Genomic DNA, 21,903 nt, shown 5'->3' on the forward strand with positions numbered 1-21,903 from the left:
ATGAGTGAAAAGGGACAAACATACTGGTTCCTGAGTTTGAAATGGAAACTGCTGCTCAGTGTTCTGATGATGATGCTTGTCATCGGTGCCGTGCTTGGCACCTTTGCCTACCGTCAACTGGAAGAGCAACAGCGACAACAGCTGCAGCTGCAACGCCAGACCCTTGCCAATAATCTTCAAAACTCTCTTCGTCGGGCTGTTGACCGGGCAGTACGCGTGTCGCAACAGGTCAATTTGCTGACTGCCGGCGATCCCGGGGGGGCTGCACATCTCCCCACACTCTTGCAAAACCGTTGGCCTGAAGTGCAGATGCACTGGGATCTGACTGCCTTGGGGTTATATGACACCAGTGGCCAGAATCTATTGATGCTAGGCGAACAACCCTTGCCAGCAACCGCCCCTGTGTCTGCGGACTCTGTGATGTCAGGTCCAGGTTGGCAGGTGCAGTGCGTGCAATTCTGCCGCTTGCAAGTAGCTGTTCCCTGGGTGTTGCAGGGGAAGGTTTATCTGATGCTGGTGGAAACCGAACTCACAGATATTCTTTCCGGGGTTCATGGTAGTGAGGAGCTGGAGTTTGCCGTATTGGGCCGGTTCCAGCCTCGTCTGCCCAAAGCTGGATTCTGGGGCAGGGAACTGTTCAGTATCAGCGACCGCAAAGCAACCTTGCCAGTACTGCAGCGGGTCGCCAGTCGCTGGAATTGGAACCAACTGCTGCAGGGGCATCAGATCTTCAACAGCGAGCAACAGTCCCTGGCAATCTGGGCTTTCCCTCTGGATTCTGCTGATACCGGACCTGCGCTGGTCGTCTTGTGTGATCTGTCTCAATGGCACCAGACACTGTCACAATTCCAGCGCAATATGTTGGGCATTATGCTCAGCGCACTGGTATTGGTTACCCTGTTGTTGGCTATGTTGGCCTGGTCTCCTATCAGTCGATTACAGCGTCACGCCAAAACCTTGCCGCTGCTTGCCAAATCAGATTATGAGGGGGTACGGCATGCCATTCCGCCTGTGTCTCATGGGGTGATGGATGAGGTCGATAATGTTGAGCGCGCGACGCTGGACCTGACTGACAAACTGGAATACTTGCAGCAGGTAGTGGTATCCCGTACCCAGGAGCTGGAAAAGCTGGCGATGCTGGACATGCTGACCGGTCTGCCCAATCGCCCCATGTTGCTTCATGAACTGAATAAATCTATCGCCTGTGTTGGCCGTTTACATGATCAGGTCGCCCTGTTGTTTCTGGATCTCGATGAGTTCAAGCGCATCAATGACACCCTGGGACATAACGAGGGTGACCGTTTGCTCAAGATAGTGGCTGGTCGTCTGGGTGAAAGTGTCCGAGCCATGGATACCGTATTCCGCCAGGGGGGAGATGAGTTTCTTATTCTGGTGCGAGGTATTGAGCAGGAGCAGGAGATCCCTAAAGTCATCCATAAGATCTTCTCTGCGCTGCAACAGCCTGTCGTGTTGAAAAGCCACAAGCTGATTATCACCACCAGTATAGGTATTGCTTTTTGCAAAGATCCGGCCATGTCGGCAGAAGATCTAATCAAATATGCCGAGCTGGCCATGTACCAGGCCAAGCACGCTGGCAGAAGTAACTACAGGGTATTCAGCTATGACATGCTGCACCACGCCAATAACCGCATGATGGTAGAGCAGGATATCGGTGATGCCATTGCCGACAACCAACTGACCCTTTATCTGCAACCTATCGTGGCTCTGGATGATGGCAAGCTTAAGGGCTTTGAAGCGCTTATTCGCTGGTTCCACCCTGAGCGTGGTTTGATTATGCCCGGTGATTTTATTCCGGATATCGAGCACTCAGACGCCATTATCCATGTGGGTAACTATGTGCTCAGGGAAGGGGTTCGCATGTTGACCCGATTGCAGCATGCCTATGGCGATGATCTCTATCTGGCAGTGAACTTGTCGGCGCGCCATTATCTGGCCGCTGGCTTGAAAGAGACCGTCAGTGAGCTGCTGGCGCTCTATCCGGTTAAGCCGGAAACTCTGTTGCTGGAGGTGACTGAGGAGAGCGTTATCGAGCAGGTGGACCTTGCGATGGACGTGATGCACCAGCTGAAGGAACTTGGGATAAGGATTGCTATTGATGACTTTGGAACCGGCTACTCTTCGCTGAGTTATCTTAAGCAGTTGCCCTTTGATGTGCTCAAGATTGACCGCTGCTTTACCAAAGGCGTTCTGGAAAATAATGCCGATGCTCACATTGTGACCACAGTAATAGAACTGGCCCATAATCTGGGCAGAGATGTGGTAGCTGAGGGGATTGAAACCGATGCTCAAGAGGAGTTTATGCGGGACAGCGGGTGCGAGCTGGCCCAGGGCTATCTCTATTCACGTCCCGTGAGCGAAGAGCAGGTGCAGCGCATTCTTGCCAATGGCAGTTATGAGCACCCCTGGCCAAAGGCGGAGAACTATTTACAGATGGGAAAGTTGGGCTAGGGGATGCCCCCGGGAATTGATGCAAAATAAAAAAACAGCGCCACTGGGCGCTGTTTTTCGTTTTCTGCAGCTTCGCCTTACTGAGTTTTGGCAGGCAGCAGACTGGATAGCTTGTTGGCGATATCCGTATTGTCCTGATGACCATGGAACAGGCCTGAACCTGCGCCCACCGCAAATACTTCAACGTCTACGCCTGTGTGTCCACCTGTCGTCCAGCCGGTATTGGTGCGAACATTCACCAACTTGCGCAGAGCTGATGTCATCGCATCCTGTCCCTGCATTCTGGCCATATCCAATTGTTGCCACTCTTTGTCGTCCGGTTTAAAGCCCAGACCTGTTTCCACTTCTGCACGCCAGTTATCTTCGGCGATAGCCCAGGCTGCAATGGTGGCTGTGGTGGCCGTCATGGTACGCAGCACCTCAGGGCTCCAGCGATACTCGCTGTTGGCACCAATTGTCAGGCCACCGGTTGAGTGGTCGGCAGTGACAACCAACAGAGTATCCGGGTGCTGTCTGACAAACTGCTCTGCAACTTCCACCGCATTGGCAAAGCCTTGCATCTCGCCCATGGCTGCACCTATGTCATTGGCGTGTCCGGCCCAGTCAATCATGCTGCCTTCAACCAGCAGCACAAAGCCCTTGTCGGATTGGGACAGCAGCTTGAGCGACTTATCAGTCAGCTCTGCAAGTTGATCAGCGGAAGGGGCGTCTTTCACCCAGGGCAGGTTGATGTCAGCGAACAAGCCCAGCACATCTGGCTTGTTCACTTGCTCCAGCTCAGCCATCTCTGTGACAACCTGATAGCCTTTGGCCTTGAACTTGTCGGTCAGAGATGACGGGAAGTAACGTTGGCCGCCACCCAGGATAACTTCAGCATCTGTCGCCAGATAGCTCTCAGCAATCTCCTCATAGTTCTGACGGCTTTCGTTATGAGTCAGAAAGGCTGCCGGTGTAGCGTGGTTGACCTGTGAGGTTACAGCAACACCTGTGCCCATCCCCAGCTGTTTGGCTCTCTCCAGCAAAGTTGGAACCGGCTGCTTTTGGGAGTCGACACCAATGGCTCCGTTGTAGGTTTTAATACCGCAGGAAAGCGCAGTTGCCGCCGCGGCTGAATCGGTGACATAACCACTTTCCCTGGCTGGGAAGGTACTGGCACTGCCAACCAGCAAACGGTTGAAGACGGTCTCTTCAATTTCCTCTGTATCCGGGTCATCCATATACAGGCGGTAAGCCGAGGTATAGGCTGGCCCCATACCATCCCCCACCATCACTATGATGTTTTTGGGGGTTGTTGGCACAGGCGTCAGTCCCTGTGCCTGTGATTGCAGTGCGACCAAAGTCAGCGCAACAGCACAGCTGAGGCGTTTCAGACGGGCGGAGTAACTCATAAAAACAATCCCTGTAAAAAGTACTATTTGGCGTTAATGCGCTGTTCGATGGCGTCCATCAGCATACCGGTAATATCCACATCAAATGCGGCTTCAATTTCCTTGATGCAGGTAGGACTGGTGACGTTGATCTCTGTGAGCTTGTCGCCAATGACATCAAGACCAACAAAAATCAGGCCACGTTTTTTCAATTCAGGCCCTATCGCTTTGGCGATGGCCAGATCAGATTCTGACAAAGGACGTGCGACACCACTGCCACCGGCGGCCAGGTTACCCCGGGTTTCGCCTTTTTGAGGAATACGGGCCAGACAGTATGGAACCGGCTCACCATCCACGACCAGAATGCGCTTATCACCTTCGGTGATTTCAGGAATAAACTTCTGCACCATGGCATATTGGCTGCCGTGGCCTGTCAGGGTTTCTATAATCACACCCAGGTTTGGGTCCTGCTCTTTAACGCGGAAGATAGAGCTGCCACCCATGCCATCCAGCGGCTTGAGAATGATATCTTTCTCGGCGGCGTGGAATTCACGAATACGCTTGGCGTCACGAGTAACCAGAGTCTTGGGAGTGAACTGAGCAAACCAGGCGGTAAACAGCTTTTCGTTGGCATCACGCAGACTTTGCGGCTTGTTGACGATCAGCGTGCCTTGCTCTTCTGCGCGCTCCAGCATATGGGTCGCATAGATGTACTCAGTATCAAATGGCGGATCTTTACGCATTAAAATGACGTCCAGCTCTGCCAGAGGCTTGTTTTCCACCTCACCCAGCTGATACCAGTTATCGGCATCCTGCTGCACTGACAGGCTGCGCATATTGGCCACGGCTTCACCGTCGAGCAGTGCCAGGTCCTGCATCTCCATGTAAAACAGCTGGTAACCACGGGCCTGAGCGGCCAGCAGCATGGCAAAACTGGAGTCTTTTTTGATATTGATGGCGCTGATAGGGTCCATCACTATGCCGAGTTTGATCATTAATGGTTATCCTTTATTGTCAGCCGACAATGCGGCTTACAGAGTTCCGGGCTTAGCCCAGATCTCCCAAATGCAGTTGCAGTGCTGTGATAGCGGTCAGAGAAGCTGTTTCTGTCCTCAGTACCCGCGGGCCCAGCAGTACATCAGTAAATCTGTACTCTTCGGTCATGGCGATCTCGTCTGCGGACAGGCCACCTTCAGGGCCGATCAAGAGACGAATGCGTTTGTTATCCTGTGGCAGGCCATTGATACCGAAAGCGGCTCTTGGATGTAGGTTGAGCTTGAGTGCGTCACTCTCTTCTGCGCACCAGGCCTGTAAGTCCATAGCAGGGCGAATCACAGGGACGACACTGCGGCCACTTTGCTCGCAGGCGCTGACAGCGATTTTCTGCCACTGCTGGATTTTCTTCTCCAGTCGCTCACCATTGAGTTTGACGCCGCAGCGTTCTGAAAACAGTGGCGTGATGGTGTTGACCCCAAGCTCCACCGACTTTTGAATGGTGAAGTCCATACGGTCGCCCCGGCTGATCACCTGACCAAGGTGCAGATTCAATGGTGACTCACTGTTGTTGGCTTCGCAGGATAGGACCTTCACATCGACATTTTTCTTTCCCGCGGAAACTATCTCAGCAAGGTAGTTGTTGCCGTCGCCGTTAAACAGGCAGACTTGCTCACCTGGTCCCATTCTCAGCACCCGGCCAACATGGGCCGCGCCGTCTTCATCCAGAGGCAAAGTCGCCTCGACAGACAGGGGCGAAGGCTGATAAATGCGTGGAACTCTCATTGGTTTGACTACCTCATTCAGCCAGGCGACTGTCCCGGAAGCGGGCGTCACACTGGGATTTAACAAAAGGGTTGTGATTGCCCTGTATCTTGGCTATCTCTGCATCCCGCTGACATTCTACGGCATCTACGGGATAAGTTTTATCCCAGGCGTTGAATAATTTCTGTTGGCTGGACGCGATTTTCAGACCATAGGTTTGCTGCATATAGAAGTATGTGCGGGCAATGGCGCCGCGGGCTCTTGCTGGTGGCTCGACTCTGCGGTCTTTGAAGTCCACCGTCATTTCGCATTCACCATACTGTCCTGCCAGGGCATTCCATTGACTGAATCTGTAGTTGCTTCGATCGCCGTTAACCTCGCCGATTGCAGGTACCAGATTGTGGAGATCTGCCTCCATTTTGCGAAATGTGCTATCAGTTCTACCGCAGTTTTTGCGTCCACCCTGCTGCCAGCACTGACGTTGGTGACCAAACTCCCAGGCGGGAACCACATGTTCCCACTCAATGCGATTGGCGCGATTTTCCTGTTTGCGAACCTGATAGCCGCAGGTCTCGAGTTCAGGTAACCACTTTTTGCTGCCGGTATTGACCCGGCAACCACAGTAAAAGGTTTTTACGTCAGCGGACTGACCATAAATCCCCGTGGCCAGTCGCTTGGCCTGGCTGAAGCTGGTGGGATGGGCCGGTGACGCCTGCAGTGCAAAACTCAACAACAGACCGGAAAGCAGTATTACCGGCCTTGAGATAGATAAATTCAAACTGTTCCCTTAAAAGCTGTGATGCCCTCTGACGGGGCTCGCGCAGCAGTTTAAGGATTGCCCGGCAGCCTTGCAAGGTCACTTTGCCGGGCTCAGTACCTGCTTACAATGGCGGCAAAGATAGCGACTTTCCCCCCGTTGAACCTTGTTATGGCGACGAACGCTTAATTCAACCGGGCCGCACTGACATTGGTAGGCATAGGTTTTTCCCCTCACCGAGCTGATATCAAAGCTATGGCTGGCGCGGGGCGTCAGGTCAAATACCTGCAGCATAATCGCTTGCCACTCTTTGCCATGGGGCTTAATTGCTTTGCCAGCGCCGTAGAGCTGAAAGCAGAGCAGGTGAGCAATTTCATGGGGAACCACCTCCTGCAGAAAGGCTTCGGGATTCTCTTTCAGCAGTACCGGGTTAAACCTGAGGCGATTTTGCTGCAGGTGGGCGGTACCCGCGCTCTTGCCCCTGAGAGCAAAGCTGATAGCCGGGCGGGGGAACTTGCGCTTCAGGCGCTGCTCAGCCTGATGAAAGCAGGCTTCACACCTCTCCAGTAACTGTTGCTGGAGCTGTGTGGCCGCTTTGGGCGCAGAAGGTTGCTCTTTGGGTGTGGTCAGAGCGGAAAGAAAGCGTTGCAACATGGGTACAAGGGTAAGGAGTGGATGGGGCTATGATAACCCCATCCGGCAGTAGGTCACAAAGTGGCGGCAGCGGCAGCAACCAGATCCCGGGTCTGTTCAACTATGGCCATCTCGGTTTCCCTGTCATAGCTCTTCACTCTGGGGGTGTGGATATGGCCGGTGGGAATATCACTTTCCATCAATACCTGCAGTCTCAACGCGCGGTAGGAGATCTCATTGGACAGGTAACCGCCACCGCCACCTTCAACAGAGGTGAGGTTGGTCAGCTCGCCAATTGACTGGGCTGCAAATTCGCCTCGCTCGAGTGAGTTGACGTTATGGTTGTCTCTAACGGGCCATTTACCTGCCACACCTGTCATAGCGCCTGCAGGTAAAGAGAACTCAATAAACTCCGGTCCATTCAGCGTCTTTCCCTGAAACAGAGGCGCCAAAGGACGGCTCTTGTCAGCCCCTGTATAAAGGTTGCGGTTATCCGGCGCCTTGGCACTGCGGTTGCGGGCTACGAATCGCTCCAAATCAAATTGATCTCTGCCCATACTGACAGTGACTATCATGTCCGTCTGTTTGTCTCTGTATACAGGTGTCAGCAGAGACTCAATAAGGCCCTGATCAAAATCGGTAAACCTAACCGGGATCATAGCGGTTTCTATTTGGGCCGTTTTGCCGTTGACGGTAAATCTATAGCCATCCAGGCTCAGGGCAACCAGTCCGGACGGATTGCTCTGGGAAATATCTCTGTCGAGGAAGAATGGGTCAAAGCCGGTCAGCAGAATGCGAAGTTGGACGTCATCATCAAACTTGATATCGCTCATGCCACGGGAGGCCTTTTCTACTGCGTTCAACAGTACCTGACGTTGCCAGTCGACCAGCTTGATACCCGCATCCTGGCTGGCCAGTGTGTCTCTCATGTTCAGGCGACTCCAGTACAGAGGCCTGTCATCCGGGTGACCTGAACGAACATCTGTTACCGCCTGTTGCCAAAGGCGCTTGCCCTGATCTGCCACCAGTCTGGTTAACTCAAGATCATCTGTGGCCGCCGTCATTGTTTGACTCAGTTTATCGTTAAAGCCCTGATAGCGATCCACCACATCAGGCAGTTGTGCCCGGGCGGATTCCAGCCTCGCTTCTTCAACTTCATTGGCATTGGCGGTCATCGCCAGCATTAAAACGCCAGTCATCCATAACCTGTTAAACATAAGCGTCCCTCGAATCTTTATTGGCTCAGGGTGCTGACACCCTACGGCAGTATAAAATCTGTTTCAATTTAACAGTATGCAACAGGCTTTGGGGATAACAAAGCAGAGGCTGATAACATTAAATAACCTGAAGATATAAGCTTTACGTGTCAAAAACTGATTTGTTATATGGCTGGTCTTTGGATTTGTGAAGCTCTATTCTGAATGTCCTTTCTATTGTGGCTAATAAAACTATCAACAAAAGCTTGGTGCGAACATCGCACTAAAAGTGTCAAGGGATTGCCGTGTAACTGAATGCAGTTACCGCAATGACAGAGCTCCTGAATCAACCAGATGTTGGCAGGAACTCAGGGACGACTGATAGCAGGATTAGCAGCCATGAATTCTTCACTACTCTATGTTGGTCAGTATGCTGATCGAAGGCTGATTTGTGAGCTCCGACAACGGGGGTACAGCCTTGAAATCAGTGATACCAATGCAGTAAACCTTTCGGAACTGAATGCAGAGATTTGCGTGATGGACGTTCGCCAGTGCTTTGATGAGTCCTGGACCATTCCTCTGGCCAAAAGGCTGGACAAGAAAATGCTGTTGCTGGTGTTGGCCGATGAGGAGGCTCTGGAAAAGCCATCCATTGCCCGACTGATCTCCTTATATGCAGCGGATTACCACACGGCTCCTGTCGATTTTGATCGTTTGACTGTGGTGCTGGGCCATCTGATGGGCATGTGCCGGCTCCGCAGTGTGCTTTCACAGGGGCAAAAGCAAGGTAATGCATCGACCCATCTTTGTGTGATGGGGCAAATGCAGGCGCAGTTGGCCCGGATAGCGCCAACCAGTATTCCTGTGCTGATTAGGGGCGAGAGTGGTGTGGGTAAAGAGTTGGTCGCCCGTAAAATACATCAATTGTCAGATCGAAGCGCCGGACCTTTTGTTGCAGTAAATTGTGGTGCTATAGCTTCGGGGTTGGTGCAGTCCGAGCTGTTTGGACATGAAAAAGGCGCCTTTACCGGCGCGGTCAGTCAAAGGGTGGGCAAAATCCAGCAAGCGGATGGCGGTACGCTGTTTCTGGATGAGATTGGTGATCTGCCGCTTGAGCAGCAGGTCAACTTGCTGCGATTTCTGCAGGAAGGAAAGTTTGATGCCATTGGTGGACAGGGCAGCCGCACTGCTGATGTTCGTATTGTTGCTGCGACCCATGTGGATCTGGAAAAAGCGCTGGATACCGGCGAGTTCAGATTGGACCTTTTCTATCGTCTGGATGGGGTGACTCTATGTGTCCCGCCATTGCGACAAAGGGAGGGAGATATCCTGCCATTGGCGCAAACCTTTATTGATCAGTTTTCAGATGAGTTTGGATTGGCACGCAAGATACTGTCAGCGGATGCAGAGTCAGCTTTGTTGGGCCACTCCTGGCCCGGTAATGTGCGGGAATTGTTGAATCGGATCCGGCGTGCGGTTGTACTCAGTGATGGCCAGGAGATAGCACCCACAGATCTGGAGCTGAGCTGGGAGCGGGAGTCAGAGGTGGTAAGCTCGCTCAAAGCCCATAAAGATGCTGCTGAGCGCAATGCCCTGGAGTCTGCTTTGCGAAGCTGCCGGGGTCAGGTTGAGCCTGCGGCCAGCCAGCTGCAGATCTCCAGAGCCACTATTTACAGGCTATTGGAGAAACACGGAATCGCCGTATAGCGAAGTCAACTAGTTGCTCACCTGTTTTATCTATCAAAGCCGCCTTCGGGTGGCTTTGTTGTTTATCTGCCTGTTTGTCCCATTGTGCTGTCAGGGCTTTGTGGCCCGTAAAAATATGCATCATCCCCTCTCACTGACTTTGTCTCACTTTTAAGACTGACACCTATTTGCTGATTGACTACCAAATCAATCAGTTAGCGAGCAGCCCATCTCATTATTGAGAATTGAAAATCTCAACCGATAGCTAACTTATTGATTCTATTTAATTACCAAGTTTGGCATCCCACTTGCGATGAACTACGTGGATTGTACGGATGACATGGGAGGGGATGTGAAAGGAACAGACAAGGGTGGGTTACTGGCTTTGCTGATTATCACTTCGACCTCTTTGCATGCTCAGGATGTCAGCGTAATTGGCAACCAGGCATTTCAGGGAGCGAATGGAAAGGCCTCGGTCAATATGGCGTCCGGCAACTTCAATCAACAGGCCAATAGTCATGCCATAGGTCAGATGGCCCACACAGCGCAGCTTAATCAGCTTGCAGGTAATGACGTACTTGGTGGTGATGGAGACGCCATGACAGCCATTGAATCCATGGCATTTGCCGGTTTTGTGGGATTGCTTAGCGTCAATCAGGTCAGTGGTGACCAGAACATCCAGCTTAACGCTGGTGCTATTTCAGCTATGCCCACATCACTCGAGGATGGCGATTTGACTTTGGTCAGCGCCCTGTCTCCAGGCATTGACAGTGGTGTGCTTTCCACCAATCAAACCCAAATTGCCCCGGATAGCCTGAATCAGGCTCAGGGGGTTATTCAGCTCAATCAGATTTCCGGCGACAGCAATGTGGCCGTAAATCAATTCTCGTTGCAGCTATCAGGCGGGAATTAATCTTGGGACAGCCAAGTGTGCTTTCCCTTAGTCCAAATGGAGGAATGGAAGATGAACAAACTACCTTTAGCTATGATTATCGCGGCCGTGATCAGCGTGCCTGCAATGGCAACCGATGATGGTGATTATTCAAGCGTTACCCTGAAGAAAAAGGTAAGCGTTGAGAAGGACCTTAAGTACAAAGGAAAAGTGACTATCAACGGCAATATCACGGCCAATGGTCTGGGTATGGCAGTTGTGGAAAATAATCAGGGCTCTGTATATAACTCAGGCTCAAATTACTACCACAACAATAACGCCAGCATCTCGGATGCCGCATTCCAGAATGCTGCCGGTAACATCGGCGTGAACGTTGCCGCAGGTGACAACAACGCCCAGGCTAATTCTGCTGCTCTGGCTGCAATCGACGCGGAATTTGCATTTGGTTCCGGTGATGCCGAAATCTTCAGTAACCAAACCAGCATGACCAATTACACCAGCAACTATGCCAGTACCAATACTGCAGGTATAGGTGGTGACGCCTTTGCCGGTGCCAGCGGTAACATAGGGGTGAACGTTGCTTCTGGTAACAACAACGTTCAGGCCAACAATATGGCGGCATCTGTATATAACGGTCGCCTGGGCGAAGCCTCTGTATCCAACAACCAGGCTACCGGTGGCAATATGACCATGAATACTGGTGTAGTGGAAGATACCTATGCTCAGGTTCAGGTCTCTCTGGCGCTGGATGCGACTGGTACCTACAGTGGCGACTCCGAAATGACTTCCCAGTACTACCCAGAGATCTGGCAGGACCCTGATGGGGTTCATGACTCAGGTGATGAAACACTGTGGGGGCATATCGACTTAGATCAGAGTACGCCATCCGGTAATAACGGTGAAGATGAAACCATGAGCTTCCATGAAGAGGGTGAACTTGCACTGGCCGGGACTGTGACCGGTAACCTGCCAATGATCATTCAGCAGGTTAAGCAGAGAAGCAGCAATGTCGCCCGTGTTAACGGCAACGCCTTCAACGGCGCCAGCGGTAATATCGGTGTGAATGTTGCCTCCGGCACCGGCAACCTGCAGGCCAACAATCTGTCTCTGACCGCGATTGGCGCGTCAGGTACACCGATTGGCGAAAACTAAAAAGGGAAGGGGGAGCTGGTCTCCCCCCATATGCCCATGACCTTAAACAGTCGGCAATTTCTGTCTCTAACCATGCTTTTGCTGTGCTGGCATCCAGTACAAAGTGCTGAAGTTGTGCTTAACGGCCTGGTCCCCAATATGGGGCACTATCAGAAATCCATTCAGAGCATACGTGAACGCAAATTCGAGCACCTGGTGCCACAGCAAACTGACTTTTCCTGTGGGGCTGCAAGCCTGGCGACTATTCTCAAATTCGCCTACGGCATGCCGGATATTAAAGAGTTTGATGTGATGAACGGCATGTTGGAGCAAGCGGACATGGAAGTGGTGGCTCAGAAGGGTTTTTCCTTGTTGGATATGAAACATTTTCTCAAGGAAAAGTCCCTGAGAGGCAGGGGATATCGGGTTGGTATAGAGGAGCTGATGAAGCTGAAAATACCGGCCATAGTGCTGATTAACGACAATGGCTACAACCACTTTGTGGTGCTCAGACGCATCGACAGAGGCATGGTTTATCTGGGAGATCCGGCGCTGGGAAATCGCATTATTCCAAAGAAGGACTTTCTGGGTAAGTGGAACCAGGTGGTATTTGTCGTGATCGGCCGGGCATATGAGAAGGACACAATACTGTTGAATCCGAGAGAAAGGCTGAGCTACAGGGCGCTTGAGCCTGTGTCACCTTTGTCTGATGCCGAGTTGATGGAGTTTGGCTTCTCTTATTCAGACATGCTCTGACGGAGTATTTACCGGATTCAATAGCGTCTCCAGGAGGGATTATGCGAGCGAAAATACTGAAACTGCTGGGTCTTCCGGCCCTTACTTTGGCAGGTGCGGTGATGGCTCAACCTCAGGAGCTGTCAGAAGACGAGCTGGGTGCAATCCGTGGCAAGTATACCGTCAGTGGTCAGGACTACTACTTTGGGTTGTTGATGCAAACCCGCTATATCCAGCCGGATGGTCAGGTTCGACAGGCGGATATGCAGGTGGAGATCTCTGCTGCCTCCGGCATGCAGGTGACAGTCTCTGATGCCGTAACAGCCACATCAGAATCGGCTCAGTTTGAGCTGCTGGGCCAGCAATCCGGTTTGCAGCAAAGGATCCAGATAGCGGGCAGCAGTAACCGGGCATTCAATGACATGTCTCTGGCAGAAGGAACCCTGACTCCGCTGGAAAATGGCGTGGTTGTGGCGATTGGCCAGCAATGGGTCAGTAGTCAGGGAGATGTGCTGTTCTCCACTCAAACCGGTCAACTGGGCATGCAGATTAATCTGCCATCCGGCGTCGCCGTCCAGGGGATCCTGAATCAAAGCGGCAACGGTCAGTTACTGCAAAGCATAGACATCCATGGTGGTGCTCAGGCGATAAGCAATCTTTCTGACCTCAGATATGCAGGGATAGATATCGGAACCATACCCACGGGCGTGCTGGCTCAACAGCTGCTGGGATTAAATCACTAATTTTTACCTTTGCGGGAGCATGTTTCTCCCGCCTTCATCCCTGTTCATCCGGAGCCGGGCATTCACAAGTATCCGGGTGACACATTGACATGCGAGGTATGCCATGAAAAAAGGCGTCTTACCAACCATATTGCTTTTGTCATTGGGAAGTACATCTGCTGCGTGGGCTAATGATGCACCGGTGGCAAGAGCGGCAACGCCCCAGGAAGAGGAGGCGTTAAGACAGGAGATCACCCGGCTTAAGCGGCAGCTGTTGATGATGAATCAGCAAATGCAGCAACAGCAAAAAGCGCTCAACAACATGGCGCAAAGGGTATTGAACAGCGAGCAGGTGTTCAATAAAGGGCGACCGCAGCAGGGGACCAATAAGCAGGCCGAGCAGCAGATTGCCAGACAGTCAGTGCAACAGGCTCCGGCCAAGGTGACCAATCAAACCGCGGTTGATAAAGCGGGGGCCGGGACTCAGGTGGAGGATACCAAGAAGGCACCTGACAGAAGCCGGAGCACCGAGGATGTATTACAGGAAACCCATACTGTATTCAGTCGCAAATTCAGTATAGAACCGTCTTTGAGTTACAGCTATTTCAGTCGCAAGGACCTGATTTTACGTGGCTTCCTGGCGTTGGATGCGATTTTCCTGGGGAATCTGAATCTGGACAGGATACGCACCTCTAATGTGCAGTTGGACCTGACCACTCGCTACAGTTTTAACGAGAATTGGCAGATAGATTTAAGTGTTCCCTACATCTATAGAGAAAACCAATTTGACTCAGTGGGTGAGGGCAACTCAAGCCAAAGATATGAAGTAGCCAGAGTGGATGATGCGTTGCTGGGGGATGTCAGTGCGGGTATCTATTACAGGATTATGGCGGAGACTCAGGATGCGCCGGACTGGGTATGGAATCTGAGGGTGAAAGCGCCAACGGGTAAAGATCCCTACGGCATCGAGTTGCTGACATCTGAGTCAGGCAACCTGACCTATCCCAGTGAGATGGCATCCGGTAACGGTGTGTGGGGAGTTTCGACCGGCTTCAGTCTGGCAAAAACCTATGATCCGGCCATTGTCTTTTTCAACCTTAACTATGGGGTAAACCTGCCTCAGGAGTTTGATGATATTACCGGCCAGGCAGGCATTGTCCCCGGTGAAATCGACCTGGGTGATTATATAGATTACAGCGTTGGATTGGCGTTTGCGGTATCTGAGCGTATGAGTCTGGGGATGAGCTTCAACCAAAGATTCTTCAGCAAAACCAAACAAAGAGTAGAGGGAGGACCCTGGGAGAGTATTCCGAGATCTGACACCAATACCGCGACGCTGGGATTGGGGGCGACATTGGCGCTGACCGATTCGCTGTCCATGGTAACCAGTATTGGCGCCGGTCTGACCGAGGACACTCCCGACTATCAGATCAGCCTGAGATTCCCTTATCGCTTCTGACATACAGAATCGTAAGTTTGTCGCTTCTACACCTTCCCGGAAGCGAGTGGCGGTCCGCCCGGGCCGCCTTTTTTCTTTTTTACAATCAGAACATCAAGGCTTGAGCGGCTTCCTGACTGTTAAAGCGCTTGGTAAAGAAATCCAGAAATACGCTGATATTGGTCGCCAGTTGTCGGCGGCTGGAGTAAACACCGTAAACCTTGAACGGCTCGATAGGCCATTCCTGCAAAATGGGAACCAAACTACCTCTGGCTATTTCATTTTTGCAGCTGGATGAAGACAACATGGCGATACCAAAATCGTCCATGGCCAGCTGTTTAACCATCACAGCGCTGTTAACTCTGACTTTGCGCTGAAAGTTCACCATAGTCTTGCGACTGCCCTTACCCAGCGGCCAAATTGGTGCGCTGCGGGAGGTTCCCAGCAATATTCCATGATGTCCGGCCAGTTCCTTGGGAGTGGCCGGAGTGCCTTTATTCTTCAGGTATCCCGGGCTTGCTACCAGAATTGGCTGACGCTCAAACAGCAGCCTTGCAACGAGGTCGGATGACTGAAGGGGTCCATATTTGATTGCAATGTCGTATCCTTCCCCCACCAAACCGACGTCATTGTCGGTAAATTGAACATCCAGTTGAATATTTGGGTAAAGTCGCATAAATCCACTGCACAGGCTGGCAATGGTTTCCTGACTGAAAGAGACAGGTACCGCCACCCGCAATGAACCTGATACGTCATTGTGAGTGTTTTCTATGGTTGCCTTGGCGGCCTCCACTTCGTGGCAGATGGTTTCGCAATGTTGGAAAAACAGCGCGCCCACTTGAGTCAGGCTCAGGTGGCGGGTGTTTCGTTGTAATAATCGGACCCCAAGCTGCTCTTCCAGTTGGGCGACTTTGCGACTTATGGTGGATTTAGGCATACCGGTTTCCCGTGCTGCCTGAGAGAAGCCCTTGGCCCTGACCACGGCTGCGAACAGCATCATACCGTTCAAATCTGGCATGTTTTACTCACTGTCTCAAATATGGAACAAAGCGTCCAAGGCAGTTTAATGGTATTTGACTTAATAACAAAGTTATATTTATTGGCTAAAAATTTCAGAGGCTAAGCAGAGGATCTTTAGATGACCAGCAATAATCAGCCCGCTAACACGACTCAAGCAGTGACTGCCGATCCGCTTTTTTTACAAGCTGAGCACCTGGCAAAAGATTTTTCTCTGTTTCCGGAACACAGCAAGCAGAGCTTATCAGACGAGATCCATGGGCTGCTGGATGACGACGCTATCCAGACCAACCTCAAAGACCTGGCGAGCCTGGATGTAGATGGTTATGTCGCCAAGGTGATTCAACCGACTCAGGATAAAAACCGTCCCGGCGCCAAGCGCATTATTGCCGACCTGAAAGGCAAAGCGATCCGCGAGACCCACAATGGTCCATTTTACAGTGCTGAAGTTGAACTGAACTTCGGCTCCCGCACCCGTCGCGTGGGCTTTATCGCCCAGGAACGCAGCACCGCCAACGGTGCCTGGATGCCAGAACATCATATGGCTTGCTGCCAGGCCATTCGCCTGTTCGCCGAGCTGTCCATGCCTATCATCTTCCTGATTGACACACCCGGGGCAGATGCAGGCGAAGTCGCCAATAGCCACAACCAGGCGCACTCTATTTCCAAGGCCATTGCCGAGAGTGCCAACGTTGACGTACCTACTGTCGGTATTGTTATCGGTGCCGGTTACTCCGGTGGTGCGATTCCTCTGGCTGCGGCCAACATTTTGCTGTCTTTGCGTGACGGTATCTTTAACACCATTCAGCCTCAGGGCCTGCAGAGCATTGCCCGTAAATACAACCTGTCCTGGCAGGAGTGTGCCAAGTCTGTAGGTGTATCTCCTGAAGAGCTGTACACCGCTGGTTGTATCGACGGCATCATTGACTTCTCGCCTTCTGACCGTGACGAGCGTCAGCACAACCTGCGTCGTGCCATCATCTCCTCTATTGAGGCGGTTGAACGCGCTGCGGTTAAGTTCGTTAAAGAGTCCAAAGATCTGCGTGAACACTATGACCGCTCTCTGGACCGTTTCCTGAACCCATCTTCAGGTTTGAAGTCGCTTGAGCATCACGCTGAACTGGCGGTTGCCAGCAGCCCAACCATGCACCTGAACCTGTTTGGCAGTGCCTATCGCTACCTGCGTTATCTGACGCTGCGCAGCCGTATCCACTCCATCTCTACTGAGCAGTATGGTCGTCTGTCCCGCGTGAGTGTGCCTGAAGGTGACCTGAAAGCCCGTATTCAGCAAGAGCAGGACAGAGTGTTCCAGACCTGGCTGGCAAGTCCGGACAAGCTGGTTTACGACGATGAGCTGAACAAGCTGTGGGGCAACTTTATTGCCAAGCGTGATGAGATCAGCACTGAACGTAACATGCTGACCCGTCTGATCCTGGGTGAACCAAAAGAGAACTACAAGAAGGCGCGTAAGGCGCTGATGTTCAACATTGGTTGGTCCCTGTACCACCGTTGGAAGAGCAATGCTGCCAACAACTTCAAAGGCCTGATCCAGTATCTGGAAAATCTGCCTGCCGAAGTGACTCAGAAGCCATGGCCTGAACTGAACGAAATGACAGTGCTGGATGTGGTGGTTAACGAAGAACTGCGCGAAGATTTTATCTGGCAGTGCTACAACATTCTTATCTTTAACGCCCTGTACGATAACGTTGTGGTGAACCTGGCCTCTATCGCCAAGGAAGCCATGATGACCAAGAGTCTGTCCCGTGCGTCTGTAGACAGCCTGCTGCACACCTCTATCGACAAGGCCCTGTCGACTCAGGATGTGGCTAACGATAAGAGCAAGTTCTACAAGTGGCTGAAGTACTTTATGGGTCAGTCCAACCGTGCCGAGTTGTTGGTGCGCGTAGAGCAGTGGAAGAGTGTGGGCTTCCCACAGCTGAACAACTCGCTGTTCGTTATTCTGACTTACTTCTTTGAGCGTCTGCTGCCTGAGTACTTCGACAGTGAAGAAGACTCTACTCAGTACACAGGTGCCATCAACCCAGTGCGTATCGGTCGTCGTAAAGACTTCTGGAACCGTCTGACCATGGGTTATCAGGATCTGCTGATCCAAAAGGTGCTGCGCGATGTTAAGCAGACCGGCACCATGACCTGGGAAAACATCATCAGCAAGTTCTTCACTCAGTTCGATGAAGTTGAAGCGGATAAGATGTCAGCTAACCTGTTGAACTTCCCTGGTTTCCGTCTGTCTATCGAAGACGCGCTGGACAAGGGCATTCGTCCATGTGGTTTGATTACCGGTATCGCTGACTTCAACCGTGACGGCAAGAAGATCAAAGTGGGTGTTGCTGTATCCAACACGGCCTTCCAGGCTGGTGCCTTCGATATGGCGAGTGCCGAGAAGTTCTCAGCCCTGCTGATTGAGTGTGCCAAGCGTAAGCTGCCGGTTATATGCTTTATCAGCTCAGGTGGTATGCAGACCAAAGAGGGCGCGGCGGCACTCTTCTCCATGGCTGTGGTTAACGACCGTATTACCCGCTTTATCCGTGATAACGAACTGCCTGTATTGATGTTCGGTTTCGGTGACTGTACCGGTGGTGCTCAGGCGTCATTTGTGACTCACCCTCTGGTGCAGACCTACTACCTGTCCGGTACCAATATGCCGTTTGCCGGTCAAATGGTGGTACCTGCTTACCTGCCATCCACCTCTACCTTGTCCAACTATCTGTCCAAGGTGCCGGGTGCGATGAATGGTATGGTACACAACCCATTCAGTGAGACTCTGGATTCTCAGCTGGCCAGCATCGATCCTCTGATGCCAATGCCAACTCAGAACATCGACGATGTGATTGGCAGCGCCCTGTCTACTCTGGTGCCAGAGATGCAGCTGGAAGATGAAGAGCTGGTTCAGGATGACCCTCGTGCCCTGATGAAGCCTATCGACAAGGTGCTGGTACATGCCCGTGGCTGTACTGCGGTGAAACTGATCCGCAAAGCCCATGATAACGACATCAATGTGGTGCTGGTGGCCTCTGATCCTGATATGACTGCCGTGCCTGCAGATATGCTGAAGGACAACGACAAGCTGGTGTGTCTGGGTGGTAACACCTCTGACGAATCTTACCTGAACGCCTACTCAGTGCTGAAAGTTGCCGAGTATGAGCAGGTTGATGCACTGCACCCAGGTATCGGCTTCCTGTCTGAGAGCCCGCAGTTTGCTGCGTTGTGTGTAAACAATGGCGTTAACTTTGTTGGTCCAAGCGTACACTCCATGACCACCATGGGTAACAAGTCCAACGCTATTAAGACCTCTCAGGCCAACAATGTGCCCGTGGTACCGGGTTCTCACGGTATTTTGAGCAACGCCGAGCAAGCAGTGAACGTAGCCAACGAAATTGGTTACCCGGTGCTGCTGAAAGCGGTACAGGGCGGTGGCGGTAAAGGCATCCAGGTGGTGCAGCGCCCTGAGGATATGATCCCACTGTTTATGAAGACCTCCACCGAAGCGGCGGCGGCATTCGGTAACGGTGACCTGTATCTGGAAAAATATGTGACCTCTCTTCGTCACATTGAAGTCCAGTTGCTGCGTGACAAGTTCGGTAACACCAAGGTTCTGGGTCTGCGTGACTGTTCAGTGCAGCGTAACAACCAGAAGGTAGTGGAAGAATCTGGTTCAACCATGCTGCCTGAAGAGCTGAAGCAGCAGGTGCTGGAATACACCCGTGCACTGGGTAACGCAGTAGATTACATGGGCGCAGGTACTGTGGAGTTCATCTACAACCTGGATGCCAACGAAGTCTACTTTATGGAGATGAACACTCGTCTGCAGGTAGAGCACCCGGTAACTGAAGCTACCTCTTGCATCGACATCGTCAGTGCCCAGTTCGATATCGCAGCTGGTCGCTCTATTGAGAAGCTGGAAGCTCAGGACAAGGGTTATGCCATCGAAGTACGTGTGACCGCTGAGAAGGCTGCGCTGGACAGCAACAACGTGCTGCAGCTGCTGCCTAATCCTGGCCTGATCACCGAGTACGTGATGCCAGAGCATCCGGATGTTGAAATCATCTCCATTGCTGGTGAAGATAAAGAAGTATCGCCTTACTACGACAGTCTGATTGCCCAGATCATCATGACAGGTGAAAACCGTGAAGATACTGTGGCCAAGCTGCTGGCATACCTGGAAAGTGTGGTGATTAAGGGTATCTCTACCAACATCCCACTGCTGAAGCGTATCCTCAAGGACTCTACTTTCAATGAAGGTGTGTACGATACCAACTACCTGCCACGTCTGATGGCAGAGCTGGATATCCCTGAGCTGATCGCTGAGATGGAAGCAGCCGCAGAGACTCAGGCCGTAGATACTGCCTCCCTGCGTGTCGGTGAGAGTGACGAGCTGAAAGTACTGGCCCAGGGTGCAGGTATCTTCTATACCTCTCCGGCTCCGGGCGAAGCGGACTTCGTTAAGGAAGGTGACATAGTGACTGTTGACCAGACACTGGCGCTGACCGAAGCAATGAAGATGTTCTCCCAGGTGACCCTGGCAGGCTTCAACCGCAAAAACGCAGTACTGTACCCAGAGGATAAGAAATATCGCATCGAGCGTATTCTGAACTCCAATGGCCAACAGGTGTCTCAGGGGGACCTGCTGTTTGTAGTCTCTCCTGTTGAGGAGTAATCGGCTGTAAGCTTTAACATCGAATACCCGCCAATTGGCGGGTATTTTTTTGCCTGTAAGTTATCTAGTCTGAGCCTGATATTAAGGGGTAACTGACTTACCACTATCTGCTGAAAGCTTCTAAGCTTAAGGAGGTCTACGCGCTGAATGTTTTCGGGAGATAGAATTGAGCAGGTACATGCTTTTATGCCTGAGTCTGTTGTTACCATGGAGTGAGGTCGCGCTGGCGGAGCCTGATGTAAAGTTCAGTGGCTTTGGCAATATTGGGGTTATTCATAACGATAGCAGGGTGCTCGGATTTCATCGGGACTACACCATGGAAGCCTCTGGCCATGGATGGAGTGCCAATGTTGACAGCATGATGGGATTGCAGCTCAACGCCCGATTTAACAATCATTTCGATGCCATGGTTCAGGTATTGCTGATGGACAGAGTCAGTGATGATCTGGAGGACGCTCTGGAATGGGCTTTTATACGTTACCAGCCCAATGAGCAATGGTCATTCCGAGCCGGAAGGCTGGGGCTGGATCTGTACATGCTGTCTGAATACAAGGATGTATCTTACGCTTACCTGTGGGCTCGCCCAGTGCCTGAGTTTTACAGTGTTATCTCTTCAACTACCAGATATAACGGTCTGGATATCACCTATAGTCGCCACCTCAATGACTACATGTTTGAAGCCAGGTTAGCCTACGGCAACAATAACTCAGATCTGGCTGGCGCAGATCAAACTGTCAATATAGAGCTGGATGCGATTGGCGCTCTAACCCTGAGCCTGTCTTCCCACGATTGGTTATGGCGGTTGGCTTTTGCCCGTTCGGATATCTCCGGTAACAACCCCGAAGCGGATGCGTTATTGAGTATGATAGAGTCCGTGCCGGCCACTCTTTGGCCCGCGGGCCGAAGCATAGCGGCTGACATTCGCTACAAAAATCGCATCTCTGAGTATTATGCCGCCGGAGCCAGATACGATAGTGGTCACTGGCTTATTCAGTCCGAACTCGGCTATACAGATACCAACTGGCAGCCGCTACAACCCTATATCTCAGGGTATATCAGCATTGGTCGACGTGTTGAAGACTTCACCTTTTATGGTGTGTACGCGGGAGTCAGGCATACGGAGAATACTCCTGAAGTTGAGCCACCTCTGATACAGCCTTTTCTCCCCCCCGAGCAACAGATGCAGCTTTCAGCTCTGCATCAGGCCGCAGAACATGCATATCAGTCCAGTCGGCAGCAACAACATACATTCAGTGCAGGAGTGCGTTGGGACTTCGCAGAGGATTTCGCCCTTAAATTACAGTGGGACTACGTCAATATCGGGGATCAGGGCAGTGCTCTGTGGGTTCGGGAAGCGCCTGAATCGCAGGACCAAAGAGTGCAACTGTTTTCCATCAACCTGAGCTTTGTTTTTTAGCCATGAAGAG

The 21,903-nt window shown here is 51.9% G+C and carries 16 protein-coding genes; 9 read left to right on the top strand and 7 right to left on the bottom strand.

What is annotated here, in order from left to right; all coding sequences use genetic code 11:
* On the top strand, positions 1–2,469 hold the full coding sequence (locus L2725_RS01330) for a putative bifunctional diguanylate cyclase/phosphodiesterase (protein WP_249247257.1): 2,469 nt from the start codon (positions 1–3) through the stop codon (positions 2,467–2,469).
* Positions 2,470–2,546: 77 nt separating this feature from the next.
* On the opposite strand, the gene L2725_RS01335 is transcribed toward L2725_RS01330, so the two are convergent.
* The 6 genes from L2725_RS01335 to L2725_RS01360 all read right to left on the bottom strand — a co-directional run bounded on the left by L2725_RS01335 (position 2,547) and on the right by L2725_RS01360 (position 8,201).
* Complete coding sequence (locus L2725_RS01335) at positions 2,547–3,866, bottom strand: alkaline phosphatase (RefSeq protein WP_428985260.1); 1,320 nt, start codon at positions 3,864–3,866, stop codon at positions 2,547–2,549.
* Between the two features lie 14 nt (positions 3,867–3,880).
* Positions 3,881–4,831 carry a glutathione synthase gene (gshB, locus tag L2725_RS01340; RefSeq protein WP_249247260.1) on the bottom strand — a complete coding sequence of 317 codons (951 nt, stop codon included), beginning with the start codon at positions 4,829–4,831 and terminating at the stop codon, positions 3,881–3,883.
* Positions 4,832–4,883: 52 nt separating this feature from the next.
* Complete coding sequence (gene rsmE / locus L2725_RS01345; RefSeq protein WP_115137319.1) at positions 4,884–5,615, bottom strand: 16S rRNA (uracil(1498)-N(3))-methyltransferase; 732 nt, start codon at positions 5,613–5,615, stop codon at positions 4,884–4,886.
* Positions 5,616–5,628: 13 nt separating this feature from the next.
* Positions 5,629–6,372, bottom strand: coding sequence for an endonuclease (locus L2725_RS01350; protein ID WP_115137318.1), 744 nt, complete (start codon positions 6,370–6,372; stop codon positions 5,629–5,631).
* Between the two features lie 78 nt (positions 6,373–6,450).
* Positions 6,451–7,005 (bottom strand): SprT family zinc-dependent metalloprotease, encoded by a 555-nt coding sequence (locus L2725_RS01355; RefSeq protein ID WP_249247261.1) that lies wholly within the window; start codon positions 7,003–7,005, stop codon positions 6,451–6,453.
* 53 nt (positions 7,006–7,058) lie between these two features.
* Positions 7,059–8,201 (bottom strand): pyroglutamyl-peptidase I family protein, encoded by a 1,143-nt coding sequence (locus tag L2725_RS01360; RefSeq protein WP_249247262.1) that lies wholly within the window; start codon positions 8,199–8,201, stop codon positions 7,059–7,061.
* A 378-nt stretch (positions 8,202–8,579) separates the two neighbouring features.
* On the opposite strand from L2725_RS01360, the gene L2725_RS01365 reads away from it, so the two are divergent.
* The 6 genes from L2725_RS01365 (at position 8,580) to L2725_RS01390 (ending at position 14,805) form a co-directional block, all read left to right on the top strand.
* The gene (locus L2725_RS01365; RefSeq protein WP_249247264.1) at positions 8,580–9,887 is read left to right on the top strand and encodes a sigma-54 dependent transcriptional regulator; all 1,308 of its coding nucleotides are present in this window, start codon (positions 8,580–8,582) and stop codon (positions 9,885–9,887) included.
* 331 nt (positions 9,888–10,218) lie between these two features.
* A complete protein-coding gene (locus tag L2725_RS01370; RefSeq protein WP_249247265.1) occupies positions 10,219–10,779 on the top strand; it encodes a hypothetical protein in 561 nt (186 codons plus the stop codon).
* A gap of 51 nt (positions 10,780–10,830) precedes the next feature.
* On the top strand, positions 10,831–11,910 hold the full coding sequence (locus L2725_RS01375; protein WP_249247266.1) for a hypothetical protein: 1,080 nt from the start codon (positions 10,831–10,833) through the stop codon (positions 11,908–11,910).
* A 30-nt stretch (positions 11,911–11,940) separates the two neighbouring features.
* Entirely contained in the window at positions 11,941–12,645 is a 705-nt protein-coding gene (locus L2725_RS01380) for a C39 family peptidase (RefSeq protein WP_249247267.1), read from the top strand.
* 41 nt (positions 12,646–12,686) lie between these two features.
* Complete coding sequence (locus L2725_RS01385; protein ID WP_249247268.1) at positions 12,687–13,367, top strand: hypothetical protein; 681 nt, start codon at positions 12,687–12,689, stop codon at positions 13,365–13,367.
* Between the two features lie 103 nt (positions 13,368–13,470).
* Positions 13,471–14,805, top strand: coding sequence for a transporter family protein (locus tag L2725_RS01390; RefSeq protein WP_249247269.1), 1,335 nt, complete (start codon positions 13,471–13,473; stop codon positions 14,803–14,805).
* Between the two features lie 85 nt (positions 14,806–14,890).
* Here L2725_RS01390 and L2725_RS01395 read toward each other — a convergent pair whose 3' ends face one another.
* Positions 14,891–15,802 carry a LysR family transcriptional regulator gene (locus L2725_RS01395; RefSeq protein ID WP_115137309.1) on the bottom strand — a complete coding sequence of 304 codons (912 nt, stop codon included), beginning with the start codon at positions 15,800–15,802 and terminating at the stop codon, positions 14,891–14,893.
* 120 nt (positions 15,803–15,922) lie between these two features.
* Between L2725_RS01395 and L2725_RS01400 the strand changes: the two genes are divergently transcribed.
* Together L2725_RS01400 and L2725_RS01405 are read left to right on the top strand one after the other, a co-directional pair.
* Entirely contained in the window at positions 15,923–20,476 is a 4,554-nt protein-coding gene (locus L2725_RS01400) for an ATP-binding protein (protein ID WP_249247271.1), read from the top strand.
* A 166-nt stretch (positions 20,477–20,642) separates the two neighbouring features.
* Positions 20,643–21,893, top strand: coding sequence for a porin (locus tag L2725_RS01405; protein WP_249247272.1), 1,251 nt, complete (start codon positions 20,643–20,645; stop codon positions 21,891–21,893).
* The last annotated feature ends 10 nt before the right edge of the window (positions 21,894–21,903 follow it).

The sequence above is a fragment of the Shewanella corallii genome (assembly GCF_023349125.1).
GTDB classification, from domain to species: Bacteria; Pseudomonadota; Gammaproteobacteria; order Enterobacterales; family Shewanellaceae; genus Shewanella; species Shewanella corallii.